This is a genomic window from Alicycliphilus denitrificans K601, from assembly GCF_000204645.1.
Classification (GTDB): Bacteria; Pseudomonadota; Gammaproteobacteria; order Burkholderiales; family Burkholderiaceae_C; genus Alicycliphilus; species Alicycliphilus denitrificans.
Genome location: NC_015422.1, coordinates 4,533,094 through 4,547,435 on the forward strand (window position 1 = coordinate 4,533,094; position 14,342 = coordinate 4,547,435).

Genomic DNA, 14,342 nt, shown 5'->3' on the forward strand with positions numbered 1-14,342 from the left:
ATGGCCTCCGGAGCGATCGCTCCGGAGAAGTGCTGATTTCAATCTGGTAGCCCAATGAGTGTCCTGTCGCGCGAGCTGGATTTCCAGCTTTATGAGTGTCTGAAAGCCGATTCGTTGACGAGCCGTGACCGATATCACGGCCAGTCTAAAGAGGACTATGCATCCGTACTGTCTGCGGCCGAACGGCTTGCCGGAGACTACTTTGCACCCCACTATGCAAAAGGCGATGCCAATGAACCGCAGTTCGTGGAGGGTGCTGCCCACACGATCGCCGAAACGGGCGAGGCTTGGCGTGCATTCGCCGAAGCCGGGTTCCTCAGTGCTCACTGGGATGCCGAGGAAGGCGGAATCCAATTGCCGGAGCCTGTTTTTCGCGCGGCGATGGCCCACTTCTTCACGGCCAATGTGGCCACCATGGGCTACCCCTTCCTGAGCATCGGAGCCGCCAATCTGCTGCGTACCTTCGGCAGCGAGGAACTCAAGCGTCTTTACCTTCCGCTCATGGCCAGCGGCATTTGCGCAGGAACGATGGCCTTGACGGAGCCCGGACAGGGCTCTGCGCTTGGAGACATCAAGACCGTGGCCGAGCCGGCGGATGACGGCAGCTATCGCATCTCCGGGCACAAGATGTTCATCTCGGGCGGCGATCAGGACTTCTCCGACAACATCGTGCACATGGTGCTGGCACGCATCAAGGGTGCGCCGGCTGGCGTGAAGGGGATCTCGCTGTTTCTTGTGCCAAAGTTCATCCCGCGCGCTGACGCAAGCAGGGGCGAGCGCAACGATGTAGCCCTGGCCGGCTTGCTGCACAAGATGGGGTGGCGCAACACCACCTCCACGGTTCTTTCGTTCGGTGAGAAAGGTGGAGCCACAGGATGGTTGCTGGGCGAACCGAACCGGGGCCTCGCTCATATGTTCCAGTTGATGAACGAAGCCCGTATCGGGGTAGGGTTGATCGCGGCGTGCCTTGCCTACCGCGGATTCACCGAATCGCTCGCGTACGCACGGGAGCGGCCTCAGGGGCGCCTGCCGTCATGCAAGAACCCGCTGTCTCCCCAAGTCCGGATCATCGAGCATGCAGATGTGAAGCGTCTGCTCCTGACGCAAAAGGCGTATGCCGAGGGGGCGCTGGCGCTGTGCCTGCAAGCCAGCGCCTGGTTCGAGGATCAGCACAGCCATCCAGATCAGACGCGCCGCGAGCTTGCGGGGCATCTGCTCGACCTGTTGACACCGGTCGTGAAGTCGTGGCCGTCCCGCTACGGATGCCGCTCGAACGACATGGCGATCCAAGTGCTGGGCGGCTCTGGTTACACGCGGGAGTACCCGGTAGAGCAACTCTACCGTGACCAGCGCCTCAATCCCATCCATGAAGGCACCGAGGCAATCCATGGCCTCGACTTGCTCAGCCGCAAGGTGCGCCAAGCAGATGGGGTGGGGCTTCGCGCATTTTTGAACCTCATGCGCCAGGAGTCCGACGCTGCTGAAGCGCCTCTCCAGGTTTTGGCGCAGGCGCTGCGGCAAGGCGCAGATGGTCTGGAGGCGGTCACGGCAAAGCTCGTCGCGGCACAGTCGTCGCAGCCAGACCTCGCCCTTGCTCATGCCACCGAATATCTCGATGCGTTCGGCAGAGTGACGCAGGGATGGATCTGGCTGAAACAGGCGCGCGTGGCGCATCAAGCGCTTCACACGGCGGACAAGGGCTCCGATGCCTTGCACTACTACCGCGGCAAGTTGCAGGCAGCACGCCACTACTTCGAAACCGAATTGCCTCTGGTTCACGTGCAGTTCGAGTTGCTGACATCACTGCCAGGCACCACGCTTGAAATGAAAGACGAGTTCTTCCTATGACAAAGTTAGTTCATGTTGAGCGGTGCGACGGCATCGCAATCGTTCGGATCCAGAATTCCCCGGTCAATGCCTTGTCGGCGCAGGTCCGCGGTGATCTCTACAACGCCCTTCAGTCGCTGTCGAAAGAGGAGGCCATTGTCGGCATCGTTCTGGCGGGGTCTGGCCGAGGGTTCAGCGGCGGCGCGGATATCGGGGAATTCGGTGGGCCGGCGGGCTCTTTCCGAGCTGGGGAGGATCCGGCGCGAGTCACTGCCCTGATCGAGGAGATCGACAAGCCGGTTGTGGCCGCCATCCATGGCTTCGCCCTGGGCGGCGGGCTTGAGCTAGCGATGGGTTGCCACGCGCGGGTGGCTTCTGCGCAAGCGCGGCTCGGTTTGCCGGAGATCTCTCTTGGCGTCATTCCAGGCGCTGGTGGCACGCAGCGCTTGCCCCGCCTGGTCGGCGTCAGCAAAGCACTCGAGATGATGCTTTCCGGGCGACCGATCAATGGCAAGGAGGCCGCATTGATCGGTTTGGTTGAGCTGGTAGTCGATGACGATCCGGTGTCCTCGGCAATCCGCTTGATAAAGAACCGTCAAGCAGGCGATGGCGTAGGGCACGCCACTCGTTTCATGCAGGTTCCAGGCGCCGGCAAGGACAACCAGGCGGAGATCGAGAAGGCAAGAAGTCGAGCGACGTCAATGGGTGCGAAAAGCAAGGCTGCCTTGAAAGTCATCGAATGCGTTGCGGCCTCGGTTGGGCAGTCATTTGACGAAGGAATGGCGTTGGAGCGAGAGGCATTTTCCCAATGTCTGGAGTCTCCTGAGTCAGCGGCGTTGCGGCATGTTTTCTTTGCTGAGCGCGCGGCAGGAAAGTTGGACACTCCCGGCGCATCAGGAGTTGGGAAGATCTCGACGGTTGGCGTCGTTGGCGGCGGAACCATGGGGCGTGGCATTGCAATGAGCTTCGCTAACGCAGGCATTCCTGTGCGCTTGCTCGAACTGACGGAACAAAAGGCGAACACGGCGGTGGAAGCCATTCGCCTTGAATACCAGCGGCAGATGGATCGAGGCAAGCTCAAAGCTGCTGAGGCGGCTGGCCGCAGTGCGCTGATCCAGGCAGCCCGCAACGAAGGCGAGATCGGCTTGTGCGATCTCGTGGTGGAGGCCGTCTTCGAGGATATGCAAATCAAGCTTGAAATGGCACAGCGCCTGGGGCGGGCCTGCCGGGACGGTGCAATCATCGCCAGCAATACCTCGACCCTGGACATTGATCGTCTGGCGCAGGCCAGTGGCCGGCCTGCCGACTTTGTGGGGCTGCACTTCTTCAGTCCAGCCAACATCATGAGGCTGGTGGAGGTGGTGCGCGGCAAGGGCACCTCTGCAAACACGCTGGCCACCGTCGTGGAGGTGGTTAAGCGCATTGCCAAGGTTCCCGTGATCACCGGTGTGTGCTGGGGTTTTGTCGGCAATCGGATGCTTGAACCTTATTTGCGAGAGGTCGAGTCGCTGCTTCTGGAAGGGGCGTCGCCTTCGCAGATCGACCATGCCATCGAGGGATTCGGCATGGCCATGGGACCTTGCCGAATGATGGATCTGGCTGGTGTGGATGTCGTGGCCAAGGTCGTGGAAGAGCAAGCAAAGGAAGGCCGTCTTCCAGAGGATCCCCTGTACCGCATCGTGTCGCGTCACCTTGCATCCGTAGGACGGCATGGGCAGAAAACGGGGGAAGGCTTCTATCGGTATGAGGGCCGCGTCGCCGCAGATGATGTGGATACACATTCGCTGGTGCAAGCCATGGCTGCCCGGCATGACGTGAAGCAAAGGCAGGACATTTCCTCCGAAGAGATCGTTGAGCGCTGCATGCTGCCGCTGATCAACGAAGGCTACCGCCTCCTGGCGGAAGGGATCGCCTCCCGGTCATCCGACATCGACGTGGTTTGGCTGACGGGCTACGGCTTTCCACAGGCTCTTGGCGGGCCGATGTACCACGGAGAACGCCTCGGGGCAGCACATCTGCTGAAGCGCCTGTCGCATTACGGCAGCACGCAGGGAAATATCTGGAACTACTGGACGCCGGCAGCCATGCTGGCAGCACACGCGGGAGGCAACCCATGAGAGAAGCAGTGATCGTGTCCACGGCCCGCACGCCCATCGCGCGAGCCTACAAAGGGGCATTCAACGACATCAAATCGCCCACGCTGATGGCGCACGCACTGAGAGCGGCGCTTGAGCGCTCGGGCATCCATGCGGACGAGATCGAAGACGTCGTGATCGGCACCGTGCTCAGCAGTGGCACTGCTGGGATGAACCTGGCACGCAACGGCGCGCTTGCCGCAGGGTTTGGCGTCGCTGCGCCTGGCCAAACCATGGATCGGCAGTGCGCCTCTGGCCTGATGGCGATTGCGACAGCGGCCAAGCAGATCATCGTCGATGGTATGGAGGTCGTGGTCGCCGGCGGCCAGGAGAACATCAGCGCCGAGCAAAAGTCGTACTTCGACGCGGCGTCGGCTGCAGCCGATCCTGCCGTGGTGGCGCAGGTTCACCATGCCTATATGCCTATGCTGAAAACGGCAGAGTTTGTCGCCGCCAAGTACGCAATCACCCGGGCCGAGCAGGACGCATTCGCGCTCCTTTCCCAACAACGCGTAGGGAAGGCACAGCGCGACGGCCTCTTCGACAATGAGATCATTCCCGTCACTGCGCGCATGCGGCTGCAGGACAAGGAGACCGGCGCTACGAGCTTCAAGGATGTGACGCTCGACAAGGATGAGGGGGCACGCCCTGACACCACGCTCGAAAGCCTGGCCAAACTCAAACCGGTGATTGAAGGCGGCAGCATCACCGCTGGCAATGCCAGCCAGTTGTCCGACGGGGCATCCGCTTGCGTCCTAATGGAAGGCGCGGCAGCAGCACGCCGTGGCCTGAAGCCACTGGGCATCTACAAGGGAATCGCCGTGGCAGGACTGGCGCCTGAGGAAATGGGCATTGGCCCTGTGCTCGCGGTGCCGAAGCTGTTGCGCCAGCACGGGCTTTCCGTGGACGACATCGATTTGTGGGAGCTCAATGAGGCGTTTGCGTGCCAGGCGCTTTATTGCCGGGATCGCTTGGGCATCGACCCGGATAAGTTCAATGTCAACGGCGGTGCGATTGCGATCGGCCACCCCTACGGCATGAGCGGTTCGCGCCTAGTGGGCCATGCCCTGCTGGAGGGGCGCCGGCGCGGAGCCAAACATGTCGTTGTCACTATGTGCGTGGGCGGCGGCATGGGCGCAGCGGGACTTTTCGAGGTGATTCTATGAACGCGCAGCAACTCTTCAGCCTTGAGGGGCGTGCGGCCCTGATCTCCGGAGCTTCCAGCGGCATTGGCTTGCACATCGCAAGAACCTTCGCACAAGCCGGCGCCAAGGTCGTACTGTGCGCGCGCCGGCTCGACCGCATTGAGGAGGCGGCCGCTGCGTTGCGCGCCGAAGGACTGGCAGCCCAAGCGGTCGTCTTGGATGTGACCCGACCGGAAACGATTGCCGATGCCTGGACAGCGGCCGAGCGGCAAGTCGGTCAAGCCGTGGATATTTTGTTCAACAACGCCGGAGTGCTGTACACCGAGCGTTTCATAGAACAGCAAATCGAGCGTATCGACACCGTGTTCGACACGGATCTTCGAGGGGCGTTCCTGATGGCTCAGCAGGCCGCGCGCAGCATGGTGGCTGGTGGGGGCGGCTGCATCATCAATGTCGCCTCGACATCCGGCCTGCGTGCGGGGGGATCGCTGGCCAGCTACGGGGCGGCCAAGGCCGGACTGATCCACCTGACGAAGATCATGGCGCTGGAGCTGGCCAGCGGCAACGTCCGCGTCAATGCCTTGTGTCCCGGCAACTTCGAGACGGAAATGCATGCCCAGTTCGAAGAAAAGGGCTTTGCCGAGGCTATCCGCAAGAAGATTCCCATGCGCAGTTTTGGCAAACCCGAACAGCTCGATGGGGCGGCGCTTCTGCTCGCTTCAGAGGCGGGAAGCTACATCACGGGCGTGGCGCTGCCCGTTGACGGTGGGCAGGTGCTGACATGGATGTAAGCCGTCCCCCCCCAAACGGCCGCAGGTGCGGCTTGACCCTCGGCACCGTGCTGGCCAGCGGCGTGGCGGCTGGTGGCAATCGGCAGATCATCACGCATGGCGGGATGCGCTTTGGCTATCCCGAACTAGACCAGCGGGTGCGACGCCTGGGGGCTGTCCTCTGCGCACTCGGAGTCTCGGCGGGGACGCGCGTGGCGATGCTCGACCGTGACACGCACCGCTATCTGGAGGCCTATTTCGCGGTGCCCATGCTGGGGGCGGTGCTCATGACCGCGAACATCCGCTTGTCGGCGCAGCAGCTGCGCTACACGCTGGAACACAGCGGGACTCGGTTGGTGCTGGCGGCTGCCGAGTTAGTTCCCCTGCTGAAAGAAGCCTTCGCGGGCGCGGCGGTCATCCCAGAACTGCTGGTGATGGGCGAGGACGGCCAGTACGACGCATTGATGGAAAGTGCCGATGCCTCCTTCGAATTCCCGGACGTCGATGAGGAGAGCGTCGCCACGCATTTCTACACGACGGGCACCACAGGCCTTCCCAAGGGCGTGACCTACACCCATCGGCAGCTTGTGGAGCACACGCTTGCCGTTGGATTTGCCCTGGCCGCCGCAGACGACTACCAGAGCCTGCGACAAGGCGATGTGTACATGCCGTTGACCCCCATGTTCCACGTTCACGCCTGGGGCATGCCGTATATAGCTACCCTGCTCGGATTGAAGCAGGTCTACCCCGGCCGATACGATGCATTGACGCTTCCTGGCCTGATCGCAACGGAGAGGGTCACCTTCTCGCACTGCGTTCCGACAGTGTTGCAGATGGTGCTGGATGAAGCAGAGCGTCAGGGCCAGAGTCTGCATGGGTGGAAGGTCATGGTTGGCGGCTCGGCGATGGCGCCGGCACTGGCTCGACGCGCGATGAAGAGCGGCCTGCAGCCGTTCGCAGGCTACGGCATGTCGGAGACCTGTCCGGTGCTGTGTTTTGCGCGGACGAACGCTCAGGAGGCGTCTGCCTATCCAGAGCGCTTGTGCCGTGTCGGCCATCCGGTGCCACTGGTGCAACTTCAGATCGAGGGTGAGGATCGTCAGCCCGATGCCACGGAGGGGGAACTGGTCGCACGCGCTTCGTGGTTGACCCAGGCTTATTTCGATGACCCGACGGGCAGCGGGCGTCTGTGGGAAGGCGGCCATCTGCATACCGGCGACGTGGCCACTATCGACATGGACGGCGCAGTGCGCATCGTCGACCGACTCAAGGACGTCATTAAATCCGGTGGTGAATGGGTCTCCAGTCTGGATCTGGAGGCAAAACTGCGCGAGCACCCTGCCGTGGATGAGGCTGCAGTGATCGGCATTCCTGATGCGAAGTGGGGCGAGCGACCCTGGGCATTCGTGAAGCTTGCCGCTGCAGCACCGTTGTCCGCTGCAGAAGCGGAGGCAGCGCTGCGCGAACTGCTCCAGTCCCATGTGGCGCAGGGTCTGCTTCCGCGGTTTGCGATCCCCGAGCGCATTGAATTCGTGGATGAGCTGCCCAAGACCAGCGTGGGCAAGCTGGACAAAAAACGTCTGCGGCTGTGGACGAGCGAAGGCGACATGACATGAGCTTGGCCACCCGCGCGGATCGGTCTATCTCGGCCAATGCACAAGCACCCCTCATCAAGCTGTGCGGCATTGGCAAATCCTTTCCCGGGGTGCGTGCGCTGCAGGATGTTTCGCTGTCGCTGTGGCCAGGCGAGGTGCACATGATCATGGGGGAGAACGGGGCTGGCAAATCGACCCTGATGAAGATCATGTGCGGTGCCTACAAGGCGGACGAAGGCCATTTCGAGTACCAGGGGCGGCAAGTTGCGGTGCGCGGGGCGGCGGATGCTCGAAAGCTCGGTGTAGCCGTGATTTTTCAAGAGTATTCACTCGTTCCCTACTTGAACGTCGCGCAAAACATCTTCCTGGGGCGCGAGCCGATGCGCCACATTCCCGGTCTCATCGACCATGCGCGCATGCACCGCGAAGCGGCCGCACTGCTGCAGCGCCTGGGCAGCGACATCGATACCCGGGCGATGGTGGAGAACCTCAGCGTTGCTCAGCATCAGGTCGTCGAGATTGCCAAGGCCTTGTCCCAGGATGCCAAGGTGCTGGTGCTCGATGAGCCGACCGCGGCGCTCTCGGTTCGCGAAGCGGAGCAGCTCTTCAAGCTGGTGGGAGACCTGCGCGAGCAGGGTGTGGCCATGGCGTATATCTCCCATCGCATGGACGAGGTGTTCGCGCTCGGCGACCGTGTTTCCGTGATGCGTGATGGCAAGATGGTCGCGACCCTTACGGCCAACCAGGCGACGCCCGATGAACTGGTGTCGCTGATGGTCGGCCGCAAGGTGAACATGAGTTACTCGCGAGGGGAACGACCCTCGCCAGGGGATGTCGTGCTTCAGGTGGAGAACCTGGCGGGCACAAACGGTCTGGCGCAGGCCTCGCTCCAGGTGCGGGCCCGCGAAATCGTGGGGATCGCCGGCCTGGTCGGCTCCGGACGCACGGAACTCGTGCGCACGATCTTCGGTGCGGATCCCGTGGCGGCCGGTACGGTCACCATTCGTGGCATGCCATTCGCGGGAGGGCCCGCCGATGCGCGCCGCAGAGGTCTGGCACTGATTCCGGAGGATCGCAAGCGCCAGGGGCTGGCACTCGAACGCACCGTCGGGGACAACCTGATCGCCACTTCGCTGCCGCGCCACTTCCGCGCTGGCTGGTTCGTCCCATCGCGGGCAGATCGCCTTGCACGCTCGAAGATCGAGCAACTCTCGATTGCCACGGCCGGCCCACGCAAGCCGGCCGGCAAGCTCTCGGGCGGCAATCAGCAGAAGATCGTCATCGGCAAATGGCTTCTGGACGATGCCGAGCTCTTCATCTTCGATGAGCCTACGCGCGGCATTGACGTGGGTGCCAAGGAGCAAATCTTCGCCCTTATGGGTGGCCTGGTACGGCAGGGGCGCGCGGTACTGATGATCAGCTCCGAAATGGGCGAGATCGTTCGCGTCTGTGACCGCGCCTACGTCATGAAAGACATGCGTATCGTGGGGGAGGTACCCCACGAGCAGCTATCGGAAAGCAGCCTCGTAAGTCTGGCAATGGGAGGAAAGTGACGTGCAAATTACACAAGCCAAACCCAGCTTTTCCCCTCTGCTTCGCGACGTTCCAGGCTGCGCTTGGGCGCTCGTGATTCTTCTGACGGTGCTCTCGGGATCCGCTCCAAATTTCCTCACCACGGGCAACCTGCTCAATGTCGCGAGTCAGGCAACGCTGCTCCTGCTGCTGGCGCTGCCCATGACCTTCGTCATCATGACCGAAGGCCTGGATCTTTCGCTGGGCGCTCTGCTGTCCTTGTGCACTGTGATCTTCGCCATCGTGGTCAAGAGCACGGGTTCGGTGGGCGCAGGGATCCTTGCATGCGTTGCCGTCGGCGCGCTGGTCGGCGCGCTTAACGGGTCGTTGATTGGTCTGTTGGGAATTCCGCCGTTTGTCGCGACACTGGGAACAATGGGTATTGCCACGGGTCTTGCGCTGCTTATGGCGGAGGAGCGGGATCTGATTGGGCTCGGCACCACCGCCCAAGCCGCATGGAGCGGCACCTGGATGGGGATTCCCATACCCGTGTGGATCGCTGTCGGCACCTACGGCTTATTCCACTTCTTATTGAAACATACACGCTTCGGCGTGTCGGTCATCGCGCTGGGCGGTAACGCCGAGGCCCTGAGGCTGGCTGGAAAACGGGTGCTTCCTCGTCTTGTGCTCGTGTATGTGCTTGCTGCTGTTTATGCCGCCATCGCGGGCATCTTGCTTGCAGGACGCATCAATGGCGGAAATCCGACCGCTGCGCAGGGCATGGAATTCGACGCGATTGCAGCGGTGGTGGTGGGCGGGACGCATTTCGTGAAAGGCCGCGGAACGCTCTTCGGAACATTGCTGGGCGTCATCCTCATTACGGTGTTGCGCAATGGCCTGAACCTGGTTGCATTGCCAACATCGATCCAGGTGGCTGCCATTGGTGTCCTCGTCATCGCCGCCCTTGCCATGGAGTCTCGCCGATGAACAACATCCTCTCCAGCGGGTCGCCAGAGTCCCGGATCATTGCATTGCGCCTATTGGCTCTGGGTGTTATCGGCCTGGTTATCGGCAACTTCGCCGACGCCTTTGTCAGCTCCGGCAATCTACTGAACATTCTTCGCCAGGCGAGCCTGCTTTTCCTCGTCGCGTCGGGGCTGACCATCGTCATCATCGCTGGTGGGCTTGACCTGTCGATTGGTGCGAACGTTTCGTTGTCCGCATGCCTTGCTGCTACGGTGATTCAGTCCACCGGCTCCTTGTTGGCGGGGGCAGCAGTAGCGCTTTGCAGTGGACTGGCAATTGGTGCAGTGAATGCCTTTGTTATCTGCGTACTGCGTGTGCCAGCCTTCATTGCGACCTACGGGATGCTGTGGATCGTCCAGGGCATTGCGTATTGGTACATGAGCGGCGCCACCATTCATGGTTTCTCAAGCGAAGTGCGGTACATCGGCAGCGGTTTTGCCGCGGGTATCCCGATTCCCGTCTACATCATGCTCGCATTCCTTTTGTTGGGCACGGTGTTCACTAGGCGTACTACCTTGGGCCAGCAAATCTATGCGATCGGCGCCAACTCAACCACCGCAGGCTTGTCCGGCATACCCGTCAATCGTCGCGTGGCGCTTGTCTATGTCATCAGCGGTGCCATGGCTGGCTTGGCGGCATTGGTCTTTCTGGCGCGCTTGAACTCGGCGGAAGCAGATATCGGTGATTCACTCATGCTGCAAGCGGTTGCGGCCGTCCTCATTGGGGGAACCTCACTTTTTGGCGGTTTGGGCACCCTCACGGGCACCTTGCTGGGTTGCATTGTCCTTGCCGTTGTCCTGAACGGTATGAACCTGTTGTCCATCAGCGCCAGCTGGCAGCCCATCGTTACCGGTGTGATCGTGATTGCGTCAGTTCTCTTCGATGCGCTTGGCCGGCGCCATCGATGAATCCTCCAGGCCGATGTTCCCAATTTCAAGGAGACAACTATGCTCAGAGCATCCCTTACCGCCGCAGCAATGCTGACCATCAGTGTCGCACTGCCGATACAGGCAGCCGCCCAGAGTGGCGAAACCATCGCCGTCTTCACCAAGAACCAGACCAATCCGTATTTTCAGGTTGTCCGTACGGCGGCCGAGACGGCCGCAAAACAGATGAACGCGAAGGTGGTTCAGTACGTGCCAACCAAACCGGATAGCATTCCCGAGCAAATGAGTCAGATCGACGATATGGTCGTGAAGAAGCCAAGCGCCGCGGTGCTCATTCCGGTTAATTACAAGGCCATCTCCGCAGGCGTGGAAAAGCTCAACCACGCGGGAATCCCCGTGGTCACGGTGACAGATCGTACAGAGTCCGGCAAGGTGGCCGTATTCGTGGGTTCAAGCGACTACGACCTTGGCGTCGTGACCGGCAGGCACCTCCTAAAAACTCTGCGCGGTGAAGGCAACGTGATCATTCTTGAAGGCGTCAAGGGCTCGCTCACGAGTTCTGATCGCGTGCGCGGCTTCCAGGATGCGCTCAAGGAGTTCCCGAAGGTCAAGCTCCTGGCAAGCCAGCCCGGGAATTTTGTTCGGCTGACAGCGCTGCAAGTGACCGAAAACCTGTTGCAGACACATCAGAAGGTTGACGGCATCATGGCTGCCAACGATGCGATGGCCAGTGGTGTCATCGAAGCCTTGGAGGGTTCCAATCGAAAGGCACTTGTTGTGGGTATCAACGGGACCCAGGAGGCAATCGACGCCATCAAGAGTGGCAAGCTGCTTGCGTCTGGCGACTACAACGGATTCCTGCAGGGTTGCGTTGGAACGATGGCCGCCATTCGTGCCGTACGCAAGCAGGGCGTGCCGGCCGAAGTTGTCTTCAAGGCGACGATTGTGGACAAATCGAACTACGCGAGCTTTGATGGGCCCCTGGAGAGCCGCCGTTGCCCCGAATGGGCCGACGCACTGAAGCTGGCGGCAGTCAAATAACCTCGATCGTGAGGCGCCAAGCATTAACGGACGGGCGCCATGAAAATTGAGAGGAGTTGCGCAAACCACTGTGGCATGAGTAGCTTCTCGTTCGAGGAGTGATGCAACGATGTTAAGTGTCACACATTGCACGGGATATCTCATATTTTCTTTCGGAAGCATTCCTCGAAACTAATATAGGGATGGCACCAACTACTATGGAATTCCGGCACCTGCGTTGTTTCTTGGTTGTAGCGGACGAGCTTCACTTTGCTCGCGCTGCCGACCGGCTGCATATCGATCAGTCTCCACTGTCTCGTACTATCAAGGAGTTAGAAGAAGAGCTTGGGATCCCTCTTTTCATCCGCACAACGCGTAGCACACGATTGACGAGGGCCGGTCAGCGTTTTCTGGAAAGTGTTCCGCGTGTCTTCACCGCTTTGGAGCAGGCCTGTGACAGTGTGAGATCGGCCTCTGTCGGCTTTCACGATCAGTTGCGCATCGCCTTGTCCGATGGCATCACGCCATCGCGCCTGCCAACTTTACTGGGGGTGATCTCAATTTCGGTGTAATCGGGTTAGGAGTCAAGGGTTAACCCGAATGGCACTTACTTTAGCGCTGCGGCCATTGCGGCCGATCGTGTAAGTGCTTGAAAGCAAAGGGGGGGTGGCTGACCCTGGATCGATAGGATGGTTGGTTACGAAACACCCAACCCATCTCTGCGAAGGCCAGCCAGCATGGATCGTAAAGCGCGAAGCGATTTGCATCAACGCCGCGGCCGCATTGCGCGGCGCTCGAAGTCGACCGATGCGGTGGAGTTCTTCAATGTGCTGACCAGTGAGGAACTGCTGCACACCACCGAGGCGCTGCTGCCCGAACACCGCGAGCGGTTGTATCCGCCGACGGTTGCGCTGTCCATGTTCATGCGCCAGACGCTGGAGGCCGATGGATCGTGCCAGAAGGCGGTCAACGGCTGGGCTGCGCAGCGTGCGGCCGATGGCCTGCGCGCGTGCAGTGTTCGCACCGGTGGCTATTGCAGAGCGCGCCAGCGCTTGCCGCTGCAGATGGTCAGCACTCTGGCACGCCACACCGGGCGCCTGGTCAGCGAGAAGGCCCATGCGCATTGGTTGTGGCGTGGCCGAGCGGTCAAGCTGGTGGACGGCACCGGACTGTCCATGCCCGACACCCCCGAGAACCAGGCCGTGTACCCCCAGCCCAGCACGCAGGCCAAGGGCGTGGGGTTCCCGCTGGCGCGGCTGGTGGTGGTGATCTGCCTGGCCACGGGCGCGGCGCTGGATGCGGCCATCGGGCCGCACCAGGGAAAAGGCAGCGGCGAGCTCAGTCTGGTGCGCCAGGTACTTGGCAACCTGCGCCCGGGCGACGTGATGCTGGCCGATGCGCTGTACTGCAACTACTTCCTGATTGCCACGCTGATGGCGGCCGGCGTGGACGTGTTGTTCGAGCAAAACGGCGCGCGCATCACGGACTTTCGTCGGGGGCACGCGCTGGGCACGCGCGACCACATCGTGCGCTGGCCCAAGCCGAAGGGCCGTCCGCAATGGATGACGCCCGAGCAGTACGCCGACGCGCCCGAGGAGCTTGAGTTGCGCGAATGCAAGGTCCACCATCAGGTGCTGGTCACCACGCTGCGCGAGCACCGGCGCATCGGCAAGGACGATCTGTCGCAGCTGTACGCGCGGCGCTGGAACGTCGAGCTGGACCTTCGCAACCTGAAGACCACCACCGGCATGGACGTGCTGCGCTGCCAGACGCCCGAGATGAATGCCAAGCAGCTATGGGCACACCTGCTGGCCTACAACGTGATCCGCCTGCTCATGGCGCAGGCGGCCAGCAAGGCCGGCAAAGACCCGCGCGCGCTGAGCTTCAAGCACACGGTGCAATTGTGGACCGAGTGGGTGGCGCGAGGGCTGTCGGCCGCGCACGATGGCGGGCGGCTGTTCGCGTTGATCGCGCAAACCAAAGTGGGCAGTCGGCCAGGGCGCATCGAACCTCGCATGCGAAAGCGACGGCCAAAACCCTATCCTTGGCTGAAGACACCCAGGGCCCACGCTCGCAGCCAGGTCAAGCGCTACGGCCATGATTGGGCGACAAAGTAAGTGCCATTCGGGTTAACCCTTTGCTTTCACCTACTCGGAAAGGGAGCATTGCGGCGACCAATGTCTCAATCGATTGAAACTGCCTCGGCCTCCGATCACAGGTTGCGCAACAAAAACCGCAACGCGTCCATCGGCACACCGAAACGCACCAGGCCGCGCGGGGGGCCTTGCCGACAGTGGAGCTTGCATCTACAAACGGCCTTGTTGCGCATCGCGGCGCGGGCCCAGATACGAACCGCTCAGCCGGACTCCATTCGCGGTACGGTGTTGGGCGCGATTGCCGCCCCGCACGGTTTACCGAGCTCACC

Annotated in this window: 10 protein-coding genes and 1 pseudogene; all 11 read left to right on the forward strand. The window is 61.5% G+C overall.

Annotated elements, in window-relative coordinates; genetic code table 11:
- Positions 1 to 54: 54 nt before the first annotated feature.
- The 11 genes and pseudogenes from ALIDE2_RS21485 to ALIDE2_RS21530 all read left to right on the forward strand — a co-directional run bounded on the left by ALIDE2_RS21485 (position 55) and on the right by ALIDE2_RS21530 (position 14,034).
- Positions 55 to 1,848 carry an acyl-CoA dehydrogenase family protein gene (locus tag ALIDE2_RS21485; protein WP_013723123.1) on the forward strand — a complete coding sequence of 598 codons (1,794 nt, stop codon included), beginning with the start codon at positions 55 to 57 and terminating at the stop codon, positions 1,846 to 1,848.
- Positions 1,845 to 3,944, forward strand: coding sequence for a 3-hydroxyacyl-CoA dehydrogenase NAD-binding domain-containing protein (locus tag ALIDE2_RS21490; protein ID WP_013723124.1), 2,100 nt, complete (start codon positions 1,845 to 1,847; stop codon positions 3,942 to 3,944). Before ALIDE2_RS21485 ends, ALIDE2_RS21490 begins: the two co-directional genes overlap by 4 nt.
- Positions 3,941 to 5,128 carry an acetyl-CoA C-acyltransferase gene (locus ALIDE2_RS21495; RefSeq protein WP_013723125.1) on the forward strand — a complete coding sequence of 396 codons (1,188 nt, stop codon included), beginning with the start codon at positions 3,941 to 3,943 and terminating at the stop codon, positions 5,126 to 5,128. Before ALIDE2_RS21490 ends, ALIDE2_RS21495 begins: the two co-directional genes overlap by 4 nt.
- Entirely contained in the window at positions 5,125 to 5,898 is a 774-nt protein-coding gene (locus ALIDE2_RS21500) for an SDR family NAD(P)-dependent oxidoreductase (RefSeq protein WP_013723126.1), read from the forward strand. Before ALIDE2_RS21495 ends, ALIDE2_RS21500 begins: the two co-directional genes overlap by 4 nt.
- A 32-nt stretch (positions 5,899 to 5,930) precedes the next feature.
- On the forward strand, positions 5,931 to 7,493 hold the full coding sequence (locus ALIDE2_RS21505; RefSeq protein WP_238530065.1) for a long-chain-fatty-acid--CoA ligase: 1,563 nt from the start codon (positions 5,931 to 5,933) through the stop codon (positions 7,491 to 7,493).
- A complete protein-coding gene (locus tag ALIDE2_RS21510) occupies positions 7,490 to 9,025 on the forward strand; it encodes a sugar ABC transporter ATP-binding protein (protein WP_013723128.1) in 1,536 nt (511 codons plus the stop codon). The genes ALIDE2_RS21505 and ALIDE2_RS21510 overlap by 4 nt, the downstream gene beginning before the upstream one ends.
- 1 nt (position 9,026) lies before the next feature.
- Positions 9,027 to 9,971, forward strand: coding sequence for an ABC transporter permease (locus ALIDE2_RS21515; protein WP_013723129.1), 945 nt, complete (start codon positions 9,027 to 9,029; stop codon positions 9,969 to 9,971).
- A complete protein-coding gene (locus ALIDE2_RS21520; RefSeq protein ID WP_013723130.1) occupies positions 9,968 to 10,918 on the forward strand; it encodes an ABC transporter permease in 951 nt (316 codons plus the stop codon). Before ALIDE2_RS21515 ends, ALIDE2_RS21520 begins: the two co-directional genes overlap by 4 nt.
- 39 nt (positions 10,919 to 10,957) lie before the next feature.
- Positions 10,958 to 11,938, forward strand: coding sequence for a sugar ABC transporter substrate-binding protein (locus ALIDE2_RS21525; protein ID WP_013723131.1), 981 nt, complete (start codon positions 10,958 to 10,960; stop codon positions 11,936 to 11,938).
- 197 nt (positions 11,939 to 12,135) lie between these two features.
- Positions 12,136 to 12,471 (forward strand): annotated as a pseudogene (locus tag ALIDE2_RS25660) (LysR family transcriptional regulator); the annotation flags it as partial.
- Between the two features lie 183 nt (positions 12,472 to 12,654).
- Positions 12,655 to 14,034, forward strand: coding sequence for an IS4 family transposase (locus ALIDE2_RS21530; RefSeq protein ID WP_013723132.1), 1,380 nt, complete (start codon positions 12,655 to 12,657; stop codon positions 14,032 to 14,034).
- Positions 14,035 to 14,342: the final 308 nt, after the last annotated feature.

Coding starts and splice junctions, on each gene's coding strand:
- ALIDE2_RS21485 (WP_013723123.1), top strand. CDS start 55: ATGAGTGTCCTGTCGCGCGAGCTGGATTTCCAGCTTTATGAGTGTCTG.
- ALIDE2_RS21490 (WP_013723124.1), top strand. CDS start 1,845: ATGACAAAGTTAGTTCATGTTGAGCGGTGCGACGGCATCGCAATCGTT.
- ALIDE2_RS21495 (WP_013723125.1), top strand. CDS start 3,941: ATGAGAGAAGCAGTGATCGTGTCCACGGCCCGCACGCCCATCGCGCGA.
- ALIDE2_RS21500 (WP_013723126.1), top strand. CDS start 5,125: ATGAACGCGCAGCAACTCTTCAGCCTTGAGGGGCGTGCGGCCCTGATC.
- ALIDE2_RS21510 (WP_013723128.1), top strand. CDS start 7,490: ATGAGCTTGGCCACCCGCGCGGATCGGTCTATCTCGGCCAATGCACAA.
- ALIDE2_RS21520 (WP_013723130.1), top strand. CDS start 9,968: ATGAACAACATCCTCTCCAGCGGGTCGCCAGAGTCCCGGATCATTGCA.
- ALIDE2_RS21525 (WP_013723131.1), top strand. CDS start 10,958: ATGCTCAGAGCATCCCTTACCGCCGCAGCAATGCTGACCATCAGTGTC.
- ALIDE2_RS21530 (WP_013723132.1), top strand. CDS start 12,655: ATGGATCGTAAAGCGCGAAGCGATTTGCATCAACGCCGCGGCCGCATT.